Below are 19332 nucleotides of genomic sequence, written 5' to 3'. Positions count from 1 at the left end.
CGCAGCGGCATCTGCCGCTGCGCTATGCTCAGGCCGTGACCTCATCCTGACGCAGTACCCGATGCCCGTGAGCAATCAGCGCGTCGGTGACGCTGCGCATCAGGCGACTCTCTGGCGCAAAGCGGTGCCAGTAGAGCATCCGGCGCTGATAGAGTCCCGGTGTCAGATCCACCAGTTCTCCCTGCGCCAGTTCGCGCTCAATTTGCAGATGCGGGATCATACAGCAGACCGATCCCTGCCGCGCCAGCTGCACAAACGCCTCTGATGAGTTAACGATATGGCAGGGTACGCTGCCCGGTGACAGATCAAAATTCTGCTGCAAAAACGCCTGATGCATGTCATCCAGATGGTCAAACGCTACCGCCGGCGCCTTCAGCAAAGCAGATCGCGTCACGCCGTTGGGGAAATAGCGGGCGGCAAAATCGGGTGAGGCGCAAAACAGATAGTCGAGCGCTCCCAGCTGATCGACCAGGCAGCTCGGCAGCGGCTGCGGCTGGATACTCACGGCGCCCACCACTTCACCGCGGCGCAGACGTTCCTGCGTACGCGTTTCATCTTCTACCTGCAGATTCAGCCGCACCGGGGAGTCCGCCAGTACATCTTTCAGCGCCGGCAGCAGCCAGGTAGCAAGGCTGTCGGCGTTGACCGCCAGCGAGAGCAGCAGCGGCGTGGTCCCGCTCTGATCGTCACCCAGCCACTCCTCCTCCAGCAGCTCTACCTGATGCAGCAGCGCCAGCAGCTTCTGCCCCTGCTCAGTCGGGCGGGGCGGAACGGTGCGCACCAGCAGCGGCTGACCAAACAGGTTTTCCAGCTGTTTGATACGCTGCGATACGGCTGACTGGGTAATACAAAGCTTCTGTGCGGCGCGTTCAAAGCCGCGCTCGCGAATCACTGCATCCAGCGCCTGAAGCGTACGGTAATCCGGGCGTTTCATTATTGTTCTCTCTCGTTCAGGGTGGAAAGTACTATGCCACAAAATGGCCGCGCTGTGCGGCGGGTGCATTTTTGCGGACTGGCTTCCAAAGGTAAAAATCGGTGGTGCGTGAGTCGCGCACTTTTACAGCGCGTTGTTTTATACTATGCGCACTTTGATGTCGCACAGGTTTTAAACATACCATGACCCAGGATGAACTGAAAAAAGCGGTAGGGTGGGCGGCGCTGCAGTATGTGCAGCCAGGCACCATTGTTGGCGTAGGCACCGGCTCAACGGCCGCGCATTTTATCGACGCGCTGGCCACCATGAAGCACCAGATTGAGGGGGCGGTCTCCAGCTCTGAAGCCTCCACCCTGAAGCTGAAATCGCTGGGCATACCGGTTTTCGATCTTAACGACGTGGATGATATCGCGGTCTATGTCGATGGTGCCGATGAGATCAACCCGCATATGCAGATGATCAAGGGCGGCGGCGCGGCGCTGACGCGCGAGAAGATTGTGGCGGCGGTCGCACGGAAGTTTATCTGTATCGCGGATGCGTCCAAAGAAGTTGATATCCTTGGCCGTTTCCCGCTTCCGGTTGAGGTGATCCCGATGGCGCGTGCCTATGTCGCGCGCGAGCTGGTTAAGCTTGGTGGCCAGCCGGAGTATCGGCAGCAGGTGGTGACCGATAATGGCAATATCATCCTCGACGTGCACAATCTGCAGATCCTCGATCCTGTCGCGATGGAAAAAAACATCAACGCGCTGGCGGGCGTGGTCACGGTCGGCCTGTTTGCCACGCGCGGCGCTGATGTCGCGCTGATTGGCACGCCGGATGGCGTCAAAACCATTCTCAAATGATCTCTCCGGCGCGCCTGACGCGCCGTTTTTCCCCCGGCTAATTCTGCTTTTCTTTATCAGCCTGAATTTGGTGACTTATGTCACAAACAGAGCATGGAGAGCCGATTCCTGCTCTCTGCTCCCGGCATCCTGCGATTTTGTATGGATTTGTGCTGCCTGAAAGCCGGGGCGTGCTGCCGTGGTCGCAATCGTTTGTATTGCCGCATTGCCAGAATTTGTTATTTTGGCAGAAGGTAATCTTATGGCACTCCACGTTGAATTCTGAATAGGGTCGGGAAATGGCAAAGGTATCACTGGATAAAGACAAAATTAAATTTCTGCTGGTGGAGGGCGTGCATCAGAGCGCGCTGGAGAATCTGCGCGCGGCAGGCTATACCAACATTGAGTTTCACAAAGGGGCGCTGGATGCGGAGTCGCTGAAAGCCTCTGTCCGTGATGCGCACTTTATCGGTATCCGCTCCCGCACCCAGCTCACGGAAGAGATCTTCGCCGCAGCGGAAAAACTGGTCGCGGTCGGCTGCTTCTGTATCGGCACCAATCAGGTCGATCTCAACGCCGCCGCCCGGCGCGGTATTCCGGTCTTTAACGCGCCTTTCTCCAACACCCGCTCCGTGGCTGAACTGGTGATTGGCGAGATGCTGCTGATGCTGCGCGGCATTCCGGAAGCGAACGCCAAAGCGCATCGCGGTATCTGGAACAAAGTGGCAACCGGCTCCTATGAAGCGCGCGGCAAAAAGCTGGGTATCATTGGTTATGGTCATATCGGCATGCAGCTCGGCGTGCTGGCTGAAGGCCTGGGGATGCACGTTTTCTTTTACGATATTGAAAACAAGCTGCCGCTGGGGAACGCCACGCAGGTACGTCACCTGTCGGATCTGCTCAATATGAGTGATGTGGTCAGCCTGCATGTGCCGGAGACCGCTTCAACCCAGAACATGATTGGCGCGGAAGAGCTGGCGCTGATGAAGCCGGGCGCGCTGCTGATCAACGCCGCACGCGGCACCGTTATCGATATTCCGGCGCTGTGCCATGCGCTCTCCAGCAAACATCTGGCGGGTGCGGCTATTGACGTCTTCCCGACCGAACCGGCAACCAACAGCGATCCGTTTAATTCACCGCTGTGCGAGTTTGATAACGTTATTCTGACGCCGCACATTGGCGGTTCAACGCAGGAAGCGCAGGAGAATATCGGCCTGGAAGTCTCGGGTAAGCTGGCAAAATACTCCGACAACGGCTCGACGCTCTCTGCGGTTAATTTTCCGGAGGTATCACTGCCGATGCACGGTGCCAGCGCCAGCCGTCTGCTGCACATTCACGAAAACCGTCCGGGCATTCTTACCGCCATCAACCAGATTTTCGCTGAGCAGAATATCAATATCGCGGCGCAGTTCCTGCAGACCTCGCCACAGCTTGGTTACGTGGTGATTGATATCGATGCGGAAAAAGATGTGGCGGATAAAGCGCTGCAGCTCATGCGCGCTATTCCGGGCACTATGCGCGCGCGCCTGCTTTACTGATTGGTGACGGGCATATGCCCGTCAGAACGAAGCATCCCACTGCCACAGCTTTGCCGGCGTCAGCACGGCGGGTAGCGGGATGTCCCATGCGGCTGTCGGCAGCGCCTCAACGCGCTGGCAGTCGTGGGCAATGCCAATCGGCAGACAGCCGTGGCGCTGCCAGTTCTGCAGCGTGCGATCGTAAAAGCCGCCGCCCATCCCCAGCCGTTGTCCACTCTCATCAAACGCCACCAGCGGAACCAGCATGACATCCAGTCGATCCAGCGTCGTCATCTGCGTAATATCCAGTGGCGGCTCCGGAATGCGCAGCTTATTCATGACCAGCTGCGTCTCAGGGGTATAACGCAAAAACAGCAAGTTGCCTGGCGCAAACGGATGCAGTACCGGCAGATAAACCGCTTTTTTTTGCTGCCAGAGACGGGCAATCAGCGGGCGGGTATTGATTTCACCGTCGGTAGAGAGAAACAGCGCAATGCTTTGTGCCGCTGAGACAGGTGCCAGGTTAATCGCGTGCTCAGCCAGCTGTTCGGCCGCTTCACTCTGCTGTTCAGGCGTCAGATGCCGGCGCAGATGGCGGATATGCTGACGCAGCAGCTGGCGTTCGGAATAATCGATAGCGGACACAGGATCCCCCTAAAGAGTGGGTTAGCTTGCGCTGACTATAACATGCAAAAGAAGGGGGAGGGGGACTGGCTTCAGGTAGCAGCCGCAGTCTCGGCTGACGCTACTACCTGAAATGATGCCGGATAAAACAGAAAAGAGATCTCCGAGATGCCGCCGCAGGCTGTAACCCTTGAACCCTTGGTTCAAGGTGAGTATGCCGTCGCAACCATCAGGCTTCTCGGACGAACCGAGCATGCTCACAGGCTACAGAGCGTCACACTCTGTTGGTATGAAATATCGGCTCAGGGGACTGGCCCGCTTGCAAACATCTCAGAGAAACAGGACTTCATCGTTGCTCTGGCATGAGAACCATGAAGTATTATTCGAATTTAGGGCCCTGGCGGTCGGTAATGCGACCCTGCTCAACTAAAGCCTGTTCAATCGTCTGCTGCAGCATGCGGATACGTTGTTCCATGTTTGCTGCGTAGTCTCGCGTTTTACCTTTCTCTTGCGCCAGCTCGTGGCAGATATTTAACGCGGCGATGAACACCAGTTGCTCTGTATTTGTGACTCTAGTGCGAACTTTTAAATCTTGCAACCGTTGATTGAGGTCCTCTGCGGCAAGATTTAGTGCATCCTGCTGTTCAGGCGGACAATTTACTCTCAAAGAACGACCAAAAATTTGTATATCTACCGGTTGTGCAGACATGCCACCATCCTGACTGATTACTTCGTTCGCTCCACCCGGCTCGCCACTGGCCCGGAAGGTGCGCAACTATATAGACGCGGGTAAGAAGATACAACCCCTTTTCTGGAAACCCTGAGGCACCTGGTGGTAGCATATCACGAACTTATTCTGCCAACGACGACCAAAGCTTATGTCTTTACAGAACGCAACACCCACTTACAACGCGCTGGCCGCAGCCCTCTCTCAGCAGGGTGTGGGCATGACGCCTGCCGAAATGCATGGACTGCTGTGTGGCATCCTGTGTGGCGGTAATCAGGACGCCAGCTGGAAGACGCTGGTGCACGATCTGGCTAATGAAGGCATGGCCTTCTCGCAGAGCCTGGCGCAGCCGCTGCAGGCGCTGCATGACAGCCTGACTACGACCCTGGAAGAGGATGGCTTTCTGTTTCAGCTGATGCTGCCGGATGAAGATGATATTACCGTGTTTGACCGGGCTGATGCGCTGGCGGGCTGGGTTAATCACTTCCTGCTTGGCCTGGGCGTTACGCAGCCTAAACTGGATAAAGTCACCGGTGAAACCGGCGAGGCGATTGACGATCTGCGTACCATTGCTCAGCTTGGCTATGAAGAAGATGAAGATCAGGAAGAGCTGGAGCAGTCGCTGGAAGAGGTGATTGAGTATGTGCGCGTCGCGGCGCTGCTGTGTCACGACACCTTCACACGCCCGCATACGCCAACCGCACCGGAAGTGCAGAAACCTACGCTACACTAAGCGCGTCATTGCGGGCAGCGCTGCTGCCCGTTATCAACAGGGAGTGCAACTATGATCACACTGGAACAGTTCCGGCAGCGTCGTCAGGCGCTGATTACGCAGATGGCCCCCGGCAGCGCGGCGCTGATTTTTGCAGCACCTGAAGTCACGCGCAGCAACGACACCGAATATAGCTACCGCCAAAACAGCGACTTCTGGTATTTCACCGGGTTTAACGAGCCGCAGGCGCTGCTGGTGCTGATCAAAAGCGATGAACATCACAATCACAGCGTGCTGTTTAACCGCATACGCGATCTGACTGCCGAGGTGTGGTCTGGCCGTCGCCTCGGGCAGGAGGCTGCGCCGGCGAAGCTGGGTGTTGATCGCGCACTGCCGTGGGATGATATTGGCGAACAGCTGCACTTGCTGCTGAACGGGCTTGACGTGGTGTATCACGCGCAGGGCGAATATGGTTACGCTGACCAGCTGCTGTTTAGCGCACTGGAAAAATTACGTCGCGGTTTCCGGCAGAATCTTAGCGCACCAGCCAGCGTGACCGACTGGCGTCCCTGGGTGCATGAGATGCGGCTGTTTAAAAGCGCAGAAGAGATTGAGATACTGCGTCAGGCGGGAAAAATCAGCGCGCTGGCGCATACCCGCGCCATGCAGCAGTGCCGCCCCGGCATGTATGAGTATCAGCTTGAAGGGGAGATCCACCATGAATTCTCCCGCCACGGCGCGCGCTTTCCTTCCTACAACACCATTGTCGGAAGTGGCGAAAACGGCTGCATTTTGCACTACACCGAAAATGAAAGCGCAATGCGCGACGGCGATCTGGTGCTAATCGACGCCGGCTGTGAGTTTCACGGTTATGCGGGTGATATTACCCGTACCTTTCCGGTAAACGGCAGGTTTACACCGCCGCAGCGGGAAATCTACGACATTGTGCTGGCTTCGCTGCATAAAGCGCTGTCGATGTTCCGGCCCGGCGTCAGCATTCATGAAGTGAATGATGAAGTTGTGCACATCATGATCACCGGCCTCGTTGATCTCGGTATTCTTGACGGCAATATCGACGAACTATTTGAAGCGCAGGCGCATCGCCCTTTCTTCATGCACGGCCTCGGCCACTGGCTGGGCCTGGATGTGCATGACGTCGGCGATTACGGTACGCCGAGCCGCGACCGCGTGCTGGAGCCGGGCATGGTGCTTACGGTAGAGCCGGGCCTCTATATTGCACCTGATGCCAGCGTGCCGCCGCAGTACCGCGGCATAGGCGTGCGCATTGAGGATGATATTGTGATTACGGCGACAGGCCATGAGAATCTTACTGATAGCGTGGTGAAAGATCCGGATGCGATTGAAGCCCTGATGGCAGCGGCGCGCGGCGTATGACCATTCTGATTGCAGGCGGGGGCATGACCGGCGCCACGCTGGCGCTGGCGATATCGCATCTGACGCAGGGCAGGTTACCGGTCACGCTCATTGAGCGCAGCGAGCCGGCCAGCCGTGCGCACCCCGGTTTTGATGGCCGGGCGATTGCGCTGGCCGCCGGCACCTGCCAGCAGCTGGCAGCAATCGACCTCTGGTGTTCGCTGGCGGACTGCGCCACGCCGATCACCCGTATTCACGTCTCCGATCGCGGTCACAGCGGCTTTGTGCAGCTCAGCGCAGAGGCGTATCAGCTGGCTGCGCTGGGGCAGGTGGTGGAGCTATTCGATGTCGGACAGCGCCTGTTTGAGCGTCTCCGGCAGGCGCCCGGCGTAACATTGCGCTGCCCCGATTACGTCACGCAGGTCACGCGTGATAAAGCGCATGCGCAGGTGACGCTTAACAGCGGCGAAACGCTGGAGGGTACGCTGCTGGTGGCTGCAGATGGGTCGCGCTCATCGCTGGCGGCATCATGCGGTATTCAGTGGCAGCGCGAGGATTATCAGCAGCTGGCGGTGATTGCCAACGTGTCCACTCAGCTGCCGCATCAGGGGCAGGCGTTTGAGCGTTTTACGCCGCACGGGCCGCTGGCGCTGCTGCCGATGTCCGGCAATCGTATGTCGCTGGTGTGGTGCCATCCGGCAGCCGCAGAATCCCGGGTGCGGGCGTGGGATGAAGAGACATTCCGGCGCGTACTGCAGCGCGCATTTGGCTGGCGGCTGGGTCGCTTTACCCATGCCGGTCAGCGTGAAATTTACCCGCTGGCGCTGCAAACCGCCGATCGTCAGGTGACGCACCGGCTGGCGCTGGTCGGCAATGCTGCCCAGACGCTGCATCCGATCGCCGGACAGGGCTTTAACCTTGGCCTGCGCGATGTCATGTCGCTGGCGGAAACGCTGGCCGGCGCCTGGCGCCAGCAGCAGGATCCTGGCAGTTATGCGGTGCTGCAGCATTTTGCCGCCCGGCGTCAGGCTGACCGCGCGGCGACAATCGGCGTGACTGACGGCCTGGTGCGCCTGTTCGCTAACCGTTATGCACCGCTGGTTGCAGGACGAAATCTCGGGCTGGTGGCTATGGATCACCTCCCCTGGCTGCAACATCCGCTGGCCGCGCGTACGCTCGGCTGGGTAAAGCGTTAATAAAGAGGCAGCAATGCAAACATTTGATGTGGTGATTGCCGGTGGCGGCATGGTCGGTCTGGCAGTGGCCTGCGGTTTGCAGGGAAGTGGTCTGCGCGTTGCAGTACTGGAGAAAGCGGCGGAACCGCAGTTCGATCCGGCAGCCGCCGCGTCGATTCGGGTATCCGCAATTAATGCAGCCAGTGAACGTCTGCTACAGAAACTCGACGTCTGGTCATCTATTCTCGCCCTGCGCGCCAGCGCGTATCACGGTATGGAAGTGTGGGATCAGGACAGCTTTGGATCTGTCAGCTTTGATGATGAGCAGCAGGGGCTGTCGCATCTTGGTTATATTGTTGAAAATGAAGTGATTCACAGTGCGCTGTGGCAGCGTGCCAGCCAGTGTAAAGATGTTACGCTGTTTGCACCGGCCCGCCTGCAGCAGGTCGCGTTTGGTGATAATGAAGCCTTTATCACGCTGGAAGATGGCACCATGATGAGCGCCCGGCTGATGATAGCCGCCGACGGCGCCGGCTCCTGGCTGCGCGAAAAAGCGGATATCCCGCTGACGTTCTGGGATTATGAGCATCATGCGCTGGTCGCGAACGTGCGTACTGATATGCCGCATGATGCTATCGCGCGTCAGGTATTTCACGGCGAAGGTATTCTCGCTTTTCTGCCGATGCAGGATCCGCACCTGTGCTCAATCGTCTGGTCGCTGGCTCCACAGGAAGCAGCGCGCATGCAGTCGATGCCGGCAGCGCTGTTTAATCAGCAACTCTCTGTAGCCTTTGATATGCGGCTGGGATTATGCAGCGTTGAGAGCGAACGTAAAACGTTCCCGCTAACGGCACGCTATGCGCGCAATTTTGCAGCTCATCGTCTGGCGCTGGTCGGCGATGCGGCGCACACCATTCATCCGCTGGCCGGGCAGGGCGTGAATTTAGGCTTTATGGATGCGGCTGAGCTGATTGGTGAGATCCGCCGCCTGCATCAGGCGGGTCGTGATATCGGTGAGCATCTCTCACTGCGTCGCTACGAACGCAGCCGCAAGCACAGCGCAGCGCTGATGCTGGCCGGCATGCAGGGATTCCGCGAGCTGTTCGCCGGCACGCATCCGGCGAAAAAGCTGCTGCGTGACGTCGGGCTAAAGCTGGCCGATACGCTGCCAGGCGTGAAGCCGCGTCTGCTGAAGCAGGCGATGGGGCTGAACGACCTGCCAGAGTGGATCCGCTAGCTAACCAGGACGTTGTCGTTTCGTACCCGCATCAACCCGGGCGCCATAAATGGCGCCCCTACGGTGGCTCAATACCGGACGTCATCGTTTCGCATCGCCCTGGCGTAGGGGGCGCATTAATGCGCCCCGGCAACCCCATCCCCCGGACGTTACATTTCGCACCCGCCCTATGGTAGGGGGCGCATTTATGCGCCCCGGCAAAAACCTCCTCCTGACTCCCTGTTCGCACTAAAACAGAGCGCTCTGCGCCATAATGATGCCTCGTTTGATTTATTCTAATTTTACCGCCAGATTCGCATTAGTTATTTTCATGCAGGATTAATCGCACAGCCGTGCCATTTAGCTCCTCACCCGCGGTGGCGTGTTTTATTTACTGAGATATCGCCCCGGAGTTGCATAATCTGCGCGTTTAATCACACAAAGGCAGCGGATTATGCTGCATGCTATGGGATGCACTGCAAAGATGAGGCCCGGCTTCGACTTCGTTTTGCTTATGGTTAAATCTGTTTTTCAGTGGTAACGTCAGCTGAAAGAGAACGTTTGCGTCGGCGTTTATTACCGCGCAGGCGAGCCCCGCTTATTGGTTTTCACAGGATGGTTATGACTCAGCAAACGCCTCTGTTTAAGCAGCACCAGCAGGACGGTGCACGCATGGTGGACTTCCACGGCTGGATGATGCCGCTGCACTACGGCTCGCAAATCGATGAGCACCACGCAGTGCGCAGCGACGCCGGCATGTTTGATGTATCGCACATGACTATCGTTGATCTGCACGGCGCACGGACCCGCGAGTTTCTGCGTTATCTGCTGGCAAATGATGTCGCAAAACTGACTCAACCCGGCAAAGCGCTCTACAGCGGCATGCTTAACGCATCGGGCGGCGTGATAGACGATCTGATCGTCTACTTCATGCAGGAGGATTTTTTCCGCCTGGTGGTCAACTCCGCCACGCGAGAGAAAGATCTCGCGTGGATAACGCAGCACGCCGCACCGTTTGGCGTGACGCTGACCGAGCGTCATGACCTGGCGCTGATTGCCGTGCAGGGTCCGAATGCGCAGCAGAAAGCACAGACGCTGTTTGATGAGAGCCAGCGTGCCGCCGTTGCCGGCATGAAGCCTTTTTATGGCGTGCAGTCAGGCGACCTGTTCATTGCCACCACCGGCTACACCGGCGAGGCAGGCTATGAAATTGCGCTGCCCGCTGACCAGGCGGAAATGTTCTGGCAGCAGCTACTGGCCGCGGGCGTAAAACCCGCCGGCTTAGGCGCGCGCGACACGCTGCGTCTGGAAGCCGGTATGAATCTCTATGGCCAGGAGATGGATGAAGGCGTTTCGCCGCTGGCCGCGAATATGGGCTGGACCATCAGCCGGGAACCGGCCGATCGTGATTTTATCGGACGTGAAGCGCTGGAAGCGCAGCGCGAGCAGGGCACTGAAAAACTGGTGGGGCTGGTCATGACGGAAAAAGGCGTACTGCGCGGTGGTCAGACGGTGCGCTTTACCGATGAGCAGGGCGTACCGCAGCAGGGTATGATTACCAGTGGTTCCTTCTCGCCGACGCTGGGCTGCAGCATCGCCCTGGCGCGCGTACCTGCCGGTATTGGCGGGCAGGCCATTGTGGAGATCCGCAATCGCGAAATGCCGGTAAAAGTGACTAAACCCGTTTTTGTACGCGCCGGTAAGCCGGTCGCTCAGTAAATTTTTCAGGAGAAATGGCGATGAGCAATGTGCCAAATACGTTGAAATACCGTGACAGCCACGAGTGGGTGCGTAAAGAAGAAGATGGCTCTTACACCGTGGGGATCACCGAGCATGCGCAGGAGCTGCTCGGTGATATGGTGTTTGTCGATCTGCCAGACGTTGGCGCTACGTTTAGCGCGGGCGACGACTGCGCCGTCGCGGAGTCGGTTAAAGCTGCTTCCGACATCTATGCACCGCTGAGCGGTGAAATTGTAGCGGTGAATGAGGCGCTGACCGACTCACCCGAGCTGGTGAACAGCGCGCCTTATGGCGATGGCTGGTTGTTCCGCCTGCAAGCCAGCGATGAAGCTGAACTCGACAGCATGCTTGATGCTGACGCCTATAAAGCCAGTATCGATGAGTAACCGGTAGCCTCTGAAGGTGTCGCAGTGCGGCACCTCTTCTTTATCTGCCTGTTGTAAGTCCTCTGTGTAACCCAGCCCGATGCAGGATCGACTGTAATGACCCAGACTCTCAGCCAGCTTGAACATAACGGTGCATTTATCGAGCGCCATATTGGTCCCACCGACGCCCAGCAGGCCAGCATGCTGGAAGCGATTGGTGCCGGTTCGCTAAACGAACTCATCAGCACCATCGTACCGGCGGATATTCAGCTGCCCGGGCCGCCGGCCACGGGTGACGCCGCGACCGAGCAGCAGGCGCTGGCAGAGCTGAAAGCGATGGCCAGTCAGAATCAGCGCTACAAATCCTGGATCGGCATGGGCTACAGTGCAGTAATCACTCCGCCGGTGATCCTGCGTAATATGCTGGAAAACCCTGGCTGGTATACCGCCTATACGCCGTATCAGCCTGAGGTGTCACAGGGGCGTCTGGAGGCGCTACTGAATTTCCAGACGCTGACGCTGGATCTGACCGGTATGGATATCGCCTCTGCGTCGCTGCTGGATGAAGCCACCGCGGCGGCTGAAGCGATGGCGATGGCGAAACGCGTCAGCAAGCTGAAGAGCGCCACCCGCTTCTTTATCGCCGATGATATTCATCCGCAGACGCTGGATGTCGTACGCACCCGCGCCGAAACATTTGGCTTTGATCTGATTATCGATCGGGCAGAGAAAGCACGCGATCATGAGGATCTGTTTGGTGTTCTTCTGCAGCAGGTGGGCACCAGTGGGGAAGTACATGACTATCACGATCTGATAGCAGAGCTGAAGAGCCGCAAAGTTGTCGTGAGCGTGGCCGCTGATTTCATGGCGCTGCTGCTGCTGGAGGCGCCCGGCAAACAGGGTGCTGACATTGTGTTTGGTTCCGCTCAGCGCTTTGGCGTGCCAATGGGCTATGGCGGACCGCACGCGGCCTTTTTTGCCAGCCGCGATGAGCACAAACGCTCAATGCCGGGCCGGATTATCGGCGTCTCACGCGATGCGGCGGGCAACACCGCGCTGCGCATGGCGATGCAGACGCGCGAGCAGCATATCCGTCGTGAAAAGGCGAACTCCAATATCTGTACCTCACAGGTTCTGCTGGCCAATATCGCCGGCCTCTATGCGGTCTGGCACGGTCCGCAGGGTTTGCAACGTATCGCCTCGCGCATTCATCGCCTGACCAGCATTCTGGCAACCGGCCTGCAGAAAGGCGGATTGACGCTGCGCCACGGCAGCTGGTTTGACACGCTGACCGTTGAGGTTGCTGACAAGGCCGGCGTGCTGAATCGCGCGCTGAGTTTTGGCGTAAACCTGCGCAGCGATATGCCTGACGCCGTAGGTATCACGCTGGATGAAACCACCAGCCGTGAAGATGTACAGGCGCTGTTTGCCATTTTTCTGGGCGACACGCACGGGCTGGATATCGATAAGCTTGATGCCGCCGTATCGGCGGAGAGTGCGGCTATTCCGGCAGGCCAGCAGCGCCGCAGTGAATATCTGACGCATCCGGTATTTAACCGCTACCACAGCGAAACAGAAATGATGCGCTACATGCACAGCCTGGAGAAAAAAGATCTGGCGCTGAATCAGGCAATGATCCCGCTTGGCTCCTGCACCATGAAGCTGAATGCCGCCGCAGAGATGATCCCGATCACCTGGCCGGAGTTCTCTGAACTGCATCCATTCTGCCCCGCTGAACAGGCTACCGGCTATCTGCAGATGATTGGGCAGCTGTCGCAGTGGCTGGTACAGCTCACCGGCTATGACGCGCTCTGCATGCAGCCTAACTCCGGGGCGCAGGGAGAGTATGCCGGCCTGCTGGCGATCCGCCGCTATCACGAAAGCCGCAATGAAGGCCGGCGCAACATCTGCCTGATCCCCGGGTCGGCACACGGCACCAACCCAGCCTCGGCGCAGATGGCGGGCATGTCGGTGGTTGTGGTTGCCTGCGATAAACAGGGCAATATCGATCTCGGCGATCTGCGTGAGAAAGCGGCTCAGGCGGGCGATGCGCTCTCCTGCATCATGGTGACCTATCCTTCTACCCACGGCGTTTATGAAGAAACCATCCGCGAAGTGTGCCAGATTGTGCATCAGTATGGCGGTCAGGTATATCTGGATGGCGCCAACATGAACGCCCAGGTGGGCATTACTACGCCTGGCTATATCGGTGCTGACGTCTCGCATCTTAACCTGCATAAAACCTTCTGCATTCCGCACGGCGGCGGCGGACCGGGCATGGGACCGATTGGCGTAAAAGCGCATCTGGCTCCGTTTGTGCCGGGGCACAGCGTGGTGCAGATTGATGGCGTACTGACGCAGCAGGGCGCCGTGTCGGCTGCACCGTTTGGCAGCGCCTCGATTTTGCCTATCAGCTGGATGTATATCCGTATGATGGGTGCAGAAGGGCTGAAACAGGCGAGCTCAGTGGCAATCCTTAATGCCAACTACATTGCGCGTCGTCTGCAATCGGCCTATCCGATCCTCTATACCGGACGCGATGGTCGCGTGGCGCACGAATGTATTCTCGATATTCGTCCGCTGAAAGAGCAGACCGGTATCAGCGAGCTGGATATTGCCAAACGCCTGATCGATTACGGTTTTCACGCTCCGACCATGTCCTTCCCGGTAGCGGGCACACTGATGGTGGAGCCGACTGAATCAGAGGGCAAAGCAGAGCTGGATCGCTTTATCGACGCGATGCTGGCGATCCGCATGGAGATTGACCGCGTTACCGCCGGTGAGTGGCCTGCTGATGACAATCCGCTGGTCAACGCACCGCATACGCAAATGGAAATTGTGGGCGAGTGGCAGCATCCCTATACGCGAGAGCTGGCGGTATTCCCGGCTGGCAGTGCGAATAAGTACTGGCCAACGGTAAAACGTCTTGATGACGTCTTCGGCGATCGCAACGTTTTCTGCGCCTGCGTGCCGATGAGCGAATATCAGTAAGCGCGATGAACTGACCCTTTAAGGACCGGCTGCCGGTCCTTTTTCTTTTGGAGGCACATATGGATCTGGCACTGGTTACCGGCGGCAGCCGGGGCATCGGACGCGCTACCTCGCTGCTGCTGGCGCAGGCGGGTTACCGCGTGGTAATCAACTACCGTCAGCGGGCTGCGGACGCAGAGCAGCTGGTCGGGGAGATTATTCGCCGGGGCGGCAGCGCCTGCGCGCTGCAGGCGGATATTGCTGATGAGGCGCAGGTCGTGAGGCTGTTTGCGCAGCTGGATGAGCAGCCGGGCGCACTACGGATAGTGGTGAACAACGCCGGAATTCTGTTTACGCAGTGCCGGGTAGAGGCGCTGAGCGCTGAGCGGATTCAGCGGGTGCTGGCGACGAACGTCACCGGGACTTTTATCTGCTGCCGGGAAGCGGTGAAACGCATGAGCAGGGCGCACGGCGGAGAGGGCGGTGTGATTGTGAATGTTTCATCAGGTGCCGTACACAGCGGCGCGCCGGACGAATATGTGGATTATGCAGCATCAAAAGCGGCGGTGGACACGCTGACCCGCGGGCTGGCGCGCGAAGTGGCCGCCCAGGGGATCCGGGTAACCGGTGTGCGTCCCGGCTCCACGTATACCGACATGCATGCGGATGGCGGCGAGCCGGAGCGGGTTGATCGGGTGGCGCAGCGTATTCCGCTGGGACGCGGCGCGCAGCCGGAAGAGATCGCCCGCGCGATCCTCTGGCTGAGCAGCGATGCCGCCGCGTATGTCACCGGCAGCATGCTGGACGTGACGGGCGGACTCTGACATCCGCCCGCATCGCCGGTCAGAGCGTGGCGCCGTTGCTGGCGATCACCTGCTGATACCAGCTGAAGCTCTTTTTCTTTGAACGCGCAAAGGTGCCGCTGCCGTCGTCGTTTTTGTCGACGTGGATAAAGCCATAGCGCTTGCTGTACTGACCGGTGGTGAACGAGACGCAGTCGATGCAGCCCCACGGCGTGTAGCCCAGCAGCTCGACACCATCCAGCGCCACCGCTTTTTTCATCTCTTCGATATGCGCCCGCAGGTAGTCAATGCGGTAGTCGTCGGCGATAAAGCTCTCCGCATCAGGTTTATCGATCGCGCCGAAGCCATTTTCCACAATAAACAGCGGCTTCTGATAGCGCTCATAGAGTGAATTCAGCACATAGCGCAGGCCCACCGGATCGATCTGCCAGCCCCAGTCTGACGCCTTAACGTGCGGATTGGGTACCACGCCGTCAAAGCCGGTGATCGGATCATCCACGCCGCTGGCGCGGGTATCGACCGCGTTGCTCATGTAATAGCTGAAACCGATGTAGTCGCAGCAGCCCTGCTGCAGGGTTTCGGCATCATCTGCTGCCATCTCGATGTGGTAGCCTTTGCGCGCCCACTCTTTCAGCGTGTAAGCGGGGTAAGCGCCGCGCATCTGCACGTCGCTGAAAACGTAACGCTGATGCATCGCCTCCTGCGCCCGCATGACATCATCCGGATGACAGGAGAAGGGATAGACCGGCACCATGGCGATCATGCAGCCGATCTGAAAACCGGGATTGATCTCATGACCGCGTTTCACCACCTTTGCACTGGCGACAAACTGGTGATGCATAACCTGATACATCGTCTGCTCTGGCTTCTCATGCTCAGTAAACACCACGCCGGAACAGCAGTAGCCAAACAGCGGATATTGCCAGTTGCGCTGGTTGTTGATCTCGTTAAAAGTCATCCAGTACTTCACTTTGTGCTGATAGCGCGTCATCACCACATCGCTGAAGCGCACAAAGAAATCGACCACCCGGCGGTCAGCCCAGCCGCCATACTCTTTTACCAGATGATAAGGCATCTCAAAGTGAGAGAGAGTGATCACCGGTTCGATACCATATTTCAGCAGCTCATCGAACAGGTCATCATAAAACTGCAGGCCCGCCTCGTTGGGCTGCGCTTCATCACCGTTGGGGAAGATGCGCGTCCAGGCAATCGAGGTGCGGAAGCACTTAAAGCCCATCTCAGCAAACAGCGCCACGTCCTGTTTGTAGTGTGAGTAAAACTCTACCGCCTGGTGATTAGGATAGTGTTTGCCCGGCTGTACGCCGTCGGTGATCACGCGGTCAACGCCGTGTGCACCACCGGTCAGCACGTCAGCGATACTGACGCCTTTGCCGTCCTGATCCCAGCCGCCTTCAACCTGATGCGCGGCTACTGCACCGCCCCAGAGAAACCCATGTGGTAACTGCAAATCATCACGCATTGTTCAGCCTCATCATACGTCGGGTGAAAACAGAATTTCCCGCAGTGTAACAAGCAGCCGGTGAATGTCACGCTATAACACCGCGTGCAGAATGTAACCTGTCACAGCTAAAAAACAGGGTGTTTTCAGGGGGATAGCATATGCGCCAGCGTGCGTCCCAGCGTTTCGATAATGTACATTACCGGCACCTGCGTGGTGATGTCGTGCTGCCCGGCCAGCGTGATCTGCGGCACGTGATAGGAGAGGGTAAAATCCGCCATTTTTGCCAGCGAGCTGGTGTCGTGATTGGTGATGGCGATGATTTTGCAGCGGTTAAGGCTGAACTGACTGGCGAAGCGCAGGATCTCTTCGGTCTCGCCGGAAACGGAGAGAATAATCGCCAGCGCGCCTTCACTGACTCCGGGCATAACCGGATAGTAAGGGTCGTCAATATGGTGGCTGAATTTGCCGACGTTGGAAAAGAAGCGTGCGCCATATTTACCGAGGCTGCCCGACGTGCCGGCACCAATAAAGAAAATATGCCCGGCCTGCAGGATCATCTGCGCGGCCTGCGCAATCTGCTGCTCAAACTCGGCATTGTGAATACTTTTGAAAAAACTCAGCATTTCGCCAGCGCCCGATGAGGGGATTGCAGGCGGGGTCTGCTCCTGAGCCAGGCGAAAGCGGATACGAAACTCTGACCAGCCGTCACAGTGCAGCTTGCGGCAAAAGCGCAGTACGGTGGTGGTAGAGACGCCCGCCTGCGCCGCCAGATCGCGAATGGTCATATAGCTGACGCTTTGCGGATGTTTGATGATGAAATGGTAAACCTGCATCTCAAGATCGTTCAGGCTGGAGAGATCGCGGTGTGCAAACATGCGGAACATCGCTCAGGCAGCAAAAGGAGCCTGCAGTGTACCAGATTGCACCGCAGGCCGGGTGACACACCCCGACACAGAAATAATTGAGCGTACATGTGTACACTGAAAATATTTCTGGTTAGGCTGAAGGGGTTAAAAAACACGCTCCTTTATCTTCAGGGATCCCGCATCATGGTAAAACCCGTACTCATTACGCCCGGTTATTCGCTGGCCGAAGAGATAGCCAACAGCGTCAGCCATGGCGTTGGCTGCCTGTTTGGTATTATCGGTCTGGTGCTGCTGCTGACGCAGGCAGTGGAAACGCAGGCGAGCATCACTGCTATCACCAGCTACAGCCTCTATGGCGGCAGCATGATTCTGCTCTATCTCGCCTCTACGCTCTATCACGCCATTACGCATCAGCGCGCCCGGCCATGGCTGAAGAAATTTGATCACTGCGCTATCTATCTGCTGATCGCCGGCACCTATACGCCGTTTTTGCTGGTCGGGCTGAAATCGCCGCTGGCACACGGACTGATGGTGGTGATCTGGAGTCTGGCGCTGGCGGGCATCATTTTTAAGCTGACAATTGCGCACCGTTTTAAGGTGCTGTCGCTGGTGACCTATCTCAGCATGGGGTGGCTGTCGCTGGTGGTGATCTATCAGCTGGCGATGCGGCTTTCCGCCGGAGGCGTCTGGCTGCTGGCGGCGGGAGGCGTGGTCTACTCCCTGGGCGTGATTTTTTACGTGTCGCGCCGGATACCCTTTAACCATGCGATCTGGCACGGCTTTGTACTCGGCGGCAGCGTGCTGCACTTCTGCGCCATCTACTTTTATGTGAAATAAACGGGCTTTATGCGCATTGCAGCGGGACGCCGGACGGCCTCCCGCTCTGTGCCTCTTACGCGTCCAGCGCGTAAGGCAGTGGCTGAATGGTGAGTTCACCACCTTCATCGCCTTCAGCACGCAGGATCGCATCTGGTTCCGGATCGTTATTCATCACCATCTGCACCCAGACGCTGCCATCCTCAAGCTGTACCGCACACAGTACCGTGCCGGTACGCCGCCAGCGATCGCCCATCTGCAGCTCCATTGAACTCCCCGCTTCCGGTACTTTACCGGCGCTACCCGCCAGCCAGAACAGGGCACGCTTGTTGGCACCGCGGAACTTCGCCCGCGCGACCATCTCCTGACCGGTATAGCAACCTTTCTTAAAGCTGATTGCATCCAGCGCCTGCAGGTTGGTGGCCTGCGGGATCAGCTGGGCGCTGGTAGCGCTATCGATAACCGGAATACCCGCTTCGATATCCAGCGCCAGCCACTGCCTGCTGTCGTTGAACTGCGCCTCACCCTCCAGTGCCGCTTTAATCGCTTCCGCTTTGGCGGGGGTAGTAATCACGACAAAACGTTCCGCAGGCTGATCCAGCCACAGCAGCGTGCTCTCATCCTGCTGCACTACCGCATGCGCGGCATCCGGCAGCGTGGCAAACAGATTCGTCAGTGCCGCACGCGCCTGAAAGCCGGCAACGCCCAGTACGACAGCTTCATCGTCAGCTTCGATGGTCACTTTGGCAAACACCGCATATTTTTTCAGTTCAGCAATCTGCTGGTCACGCAGGCTGCGGCGCACCAGATAAGCGTATCCCTCGCCGCGATGAAACAGACGCAGGTTGCTCCACATTTTGCCTTTGGCGTCGCAGTGGGCAGCCTGACGATGCTGCTCACTGGTCAGCGTTGCGACATCCAGCGTCAGCTGTCCCTGCAGATAGCTGGTGCTGTCTTTGCCCTGTACCGCCACCAGCGCCCACTCATCAAGCGACATCAGCGTCAGGGGCAGGCGTGCCGCAGCGACAGGCTGGCGGGGAGGGAGGGTAAAAATCGGCATGTGTCCATCCTGATTAATCAAGTTTGTCCGGAGTTGTTTGTTCAATGTTAAAAGAGCAGCGGGGCAATGCAAACTGTTTACGGAACCGGGCGCACAAATCGCGTGATGATGCGGCAACACAGCCTGCCGCTTTGCGTAATCCTGCGCAGG

The 19332-nt window shown here is 58.0% G+C and carries 17 protein-coding genes and 1 other RNA gene; 11 read left to right on the top strand and 7 right to left on the bottom strand.

Annotation, left to right across the window (positions count from 1 at the left end):
• Positions 1-28: 28 nt before the first annotated feature.
• Positions 29-934, bottom strand: coding sequence for a LysR family transcriptional regulator ArgP (locus tag LAC65_RS13020; RefSeq protein WP_039380043.1), 906 nt, complete (start codon positions 932-934; stop codon positions 29-31).
• A gap of 182 nt (positions 935-1116) precedes the next feature.
• Between LAC65_RS13020 and rpiA the strand changes: the two genes are divergently transcribed.
• Positions 1117-1776: a ribose-5-phosphate isomerase RpiA gene (rpiA, locus tag LAC65_RS13015; protein WP_039380041.1), complete on the top strand. Its 660-nt coding sequence runs from the start codon at positions 1117-1119 to the stop codon at positions 1774-1776.
• Positions 1777-2054: 278 nt separating this feature from the next.
• Entirely contained in the window at positions 2055-3293 is a 1239-nt protein-coding gene (gene serA / locus LAC65_RS13010; RefSeq protein WP_039380039.1) for a phosphoglycerate dehydrogenase, read from the top strand.
• Positions 3294-3314: 21 nt separating this feature from the next.
• On the opposite strand, the gene LAC65_RS13005 is transcribed toward serA, so the two are convergent.
• From LAC65_RS13005 to zapA, 3 genes are all read right to left on the bottom strand, one after another.
• Positions 3315-3917 carry a 5-formyltetrahydrofolate cyclo-ligase gene (locus tag LAC65_RS13005; RefSeq protein ID WP_039380037.1) on the bottom strand — a complete coding sequence of 201 codons (603 nt, stop codon included), beginning with the start codon at positions 3915-3917 and terminating at the stop codon, positions 3315-3317.
• A gap of 135 nt (positions 3918-4052) precedes the next feature.
• A non-coding RNA gene (ssrS, locus tag LAC65_RS13000) (6S RNA) lies at positions 4053-4236 on the bottom strand.
• Between the two features lie 39 nt (positions 4237-4275).
• Positions 4276-4605 carry a cell division protein ZapA gene (gene zapA, locus LAC65_RS12995; protein WP_034823204.1) on the bottom strand — a complete coding sequence of 110 codons (330 nt, stop codon included), beginning with the start codon at positions 4603-4605 and terminating at the stop codon, positions 4276-4278.
• Between the two features lie 169 nt (positions 4606-4774).
• Here zapA and LAC65_RS12990 point away from each other — a divergent pair, with 169 nt between their 5' ends.
• From LAC65_RS12990 to LAC65_RS12955, 8 genes are all read left to right on the top strand, one after another.
• On the top strand, positions 4775-5356 hold the full coding sequence (locus LAC65_RS12990) for a YecA/YgfB family protein (RefSeq protein ID WP_039380033.1): 582 nt from the start codon (positions 4775-4777) through the stop codon (positions 5354-5356).
• A 51-nt stretch (positions 5357-5407) separates the two neighbouring features.
• Positions 5408-6730 carry a Xaa-Pro aminopeptidase gene (gene pepP / locus LAC65_RS12985; protein WP_082032641.1) on the top strand — a complete coding sequence of 441 codons (1323 nt, stop codon included), beginning with the start codon at positions 5408-5410 and terminating at the stop codon, positions 6728-6730.
• Positions 6727-7905: a 2-octaprenyl-6-methoxyphenyl hydroxylase gene (ubiH, locus tag LAC65_RS12980; protein WP_039380031.1), complete on the top strand. Its 1179-nt coding sequence runs from the start codon at positions 6727-6729 to the stop codon at positions 7903-7905. The genes pepP and ubiH overlap by 4 nt, the downstream gene beginning before the upstream one ends.
• Positions 7906-7918: 13 nt before the next feature.
• The gene (ubiI, locus tag LAC65_RS12975; RefSeq protein ID WP_039380028.1) at positions 7919-9121 is read left to right on the top strand and encodes an FAD-dependent 2-octaprenylphenol hydroxylase; all 1203 of its coding nucleotides are present in this window, start codon (positions 7919-7921) and stop codon (positions 9119-9121) included.
• Between the two features lie 600 nt (positions 9122-9721).
• Positions 9722-10819 carry a glycine cleavage system aminomethyltransferase GcvT gene (gcvT, locus tag LAC65_RS12970; protein WP_039380026.1) on the top strand — a complete coding sequence of 366 codons (1098 nt, stop codon included), beginning with the start codon at positions 9722-9724 and terminating at the stop codon, positions 10817-10819.
• A 20-nt stretch (positions 10820-10839) separates the two neighbouring features.
• On the top strand, positions 10840-11226 hold the full coding sequence (gene gcvH, locus LAC65_RS12965) for a glycine cleavage system protein GcvH (RefSeq protein WP_039380024.1): 387 nt from the start codon (positions 10840-10842) through the stop codon (positions 11224-11226).
• 96 nt (positions 11227-11322) lie between these two features.
• Positions 11323-14196, top strand: a complete 2874-nt coding sequence (gene gcvP, locus LAC65_RS12960) for an aminomethyl-transferring glycine dehydrogenase (RefSeq protein ID WP_039380022.1) — start codon at positions 11323-11325, stop codon at positions 14194-14196.
• Between the two features lie 59 nt (positions 14197-14255).
• Positions 14256-14999, top strand: coding sequence for an SDR family oxidoreductase (locus LAC65_RS12955; protein WP_039380020.1), 744 nt, complete (start codon positions 14256-14258; stop codon positions 14997-14999).
• 19 nt (positions 15000-15018) lie between these two features.
• On the opposite strand, the gene LAC65_RS12950 is transcribed toward LAC65_RS12955, so the two are convergent.
• Both LAC65_RS12950 and LAC65_RS12945 read right to left on the bottom strand, forming a co-directional pair.
• Complete coding sequence (locus tag LAC65_RS12950) at positions 15019-16458, bottom strand: 6-phospho-beta-glucosidase (protein WP_039380018.1); 1440 nt, start codon at positions 16456-16458, stop codon at positions 15019-15021.
• 125 nt (positions 16459-16583) lie between these two features.
• Complete coding sequence (locus LAC65_RS12945) at positions 16584-17315, bottom strand: MurR/RpiR family transcriptional regulator (protein WP_039385630.1); 732 nt, start codon at positions 17313-17315, stop codon at positions 16584-16586.
• Positions 17316-17489: 174 nt separating this feature from the next.
• On the opposite strand from LAC65_RS12945, the gene trhA reads away from it, so the two are divergent.
• On the top strand, positions 17490-18143 hold the full coding sequence (gene trhA, locus LAC65_RS12940) for a PAQR family membrane homeostasis protein TrhA (RefSeq protein ID WP_039380016.1): 654 nt from the start codon (positions 17490-17492) through the stop codon (positions 18141-18143).
• Positions 18144-18198: 55 nt separating this feature from the next.
• Here the strand turns inward: trhA and ygfZ are convergent, their stop codons facing one another.
• Complete coding sequence (ygfZ, locus tag LAC65_RS12935; RefSeq protein WP_039380012.1) at positions 18199-19182, bottom strand: tRNA-modifying protein YgfZ; 984 nt, start codon at positions 19180-19182, stop codon at positions 18199-18201.
• Between the last annotated feature and the right edge of the window lie 150 nt (positions 19183-19332).

The sequence above is a fragment of the Pantoea eucrina genome (genome assembly GCF_020079945.1).
GTDB classification, from domain to species: domain Bacteria; phylum Pseudomonadota; class Gammaproteobacteria; order Enterobacterales; family Enterobacteriaceae; genus Pantoea; species Pantoea eucrina.
This window is presented reverse-complemented; position numbering and strand designations above follow the sequence as displayed.

What these genes read in the sequence shown, in the direction of transcription:
- LAC65_RS13020 (WP_039380043.1), bottom strand. Translation starts at nt 934, where the DNA reads ATGAAACGCCCGGATTACCGTACGCTTCAGGCGCTGGATGCAGTGATT.
- rpiA (WP_039380041.1), top strand. Translation starts at nt 1,117, where the DNA reads ATGACCCAGGATGAACTGAAAAAAGCGGTAGGGTGGGCGGCGCTGCAG.
- serA (WP_039380039.1), top strand. Translation starts at nt 2,055, where the DNA reads ATGGCAAAGGTATCACTGGATAAAGACAAAATTAAATTTCTGCTGGTG.
- zapA (WP_034823204.1), bottom strand. Translation starts at nt 4,605, where the DNA reads ATGTCTGCACAACCGGTAGATATACAAATTTTTGGTCGTTCTTTGAGA.
- LAC65_RS12990 (WP_039380033.1), top strand. Translation starts at nt 4,775, where the DNA reads ATGTCTTTACAGAACGCAACACCCACTTACAACGCGCTGGCCGCAGCC.
- pepP (WP_082032641.1), top strand. Translation starts at nt 5,408, where the DNA reads ATGATCACACTGGAACAGTTCCGGCAGCGTCGTCAGGCGCTGATTACG.
- ubiH (WP_039380031.1), top strand. Translation starts at nt 6,727, where the DNA reads ATGACCATTCTGATTGCAGGCGGGGGCATGACCGGCGCCACGCTGGCG.
- ubiI (WP_039380028.1), top strand. Translation starts at nt 7,919, where the DNA reads ATGCAAACATTTGATGTGGTGATTGCCGGTGGCGGCATGGTCGGTCTG.
- gcvT (WP_039380026.1), top strand. Translation starts at nt 9,722, where the DNA reads ATGACTCAGCAAACGCCTCTGTTTAAGCAGCACCAGCAGGACGGTGCA.
- gcvH (WP_039380024.1), top strand. Translation starts at nt 10,840, where the DNA reads ATGAGCAATGTGCCAAATACGTTGAAATACCGTGACAGCCACGAGTGG.
- gcvP (WP_039380022.1), top strand. Translation starts at nt 11,323, where the DNA reads ATGACCCAGACTCTCAGCCAGCTTGAACATAACGGTGCATTTATCGAG.
- LAC65_RS12955 (WP_039380020.1), top strand. Translation starts at nt 14,256, where the DNA reads ATGGATCTGGCACTGGTTACCGGCGGCAGCCGGGGCATCGGACGCGCT.
- LAC65_RS12950 (WP_039380018.1), bottom strand. Translation starts at nt 16,458, where the DNA reads ATGCGTGATGATTTGCAGTTACCACATGGGTTTCTCTGGGGCGGTGCA.
- LAC65_RS12945 (WP_039385630.1), bottom strand. Translation starts at nt 17,315, where the DNA reads ATGTTTGCACACCGCGATCTCTCCAGCCTGAACGATCTTGAGATGCAG.
- trhA (WP_039380016.1), top strand. Translation starts at nt 17,490, where the DNA reads ATGGTAAAACCCGTACTCATTACGCCCGGTTATTCGCTGGCCGAAGAG.
- ygfZ (WP_039380012.1), bottom strand. Translation starts at nt 19,182, where the DNA reads ATGCCGATTTTTACCCTCCCTCCCCGCCAGCCTGTCGCTGCGGCACGC.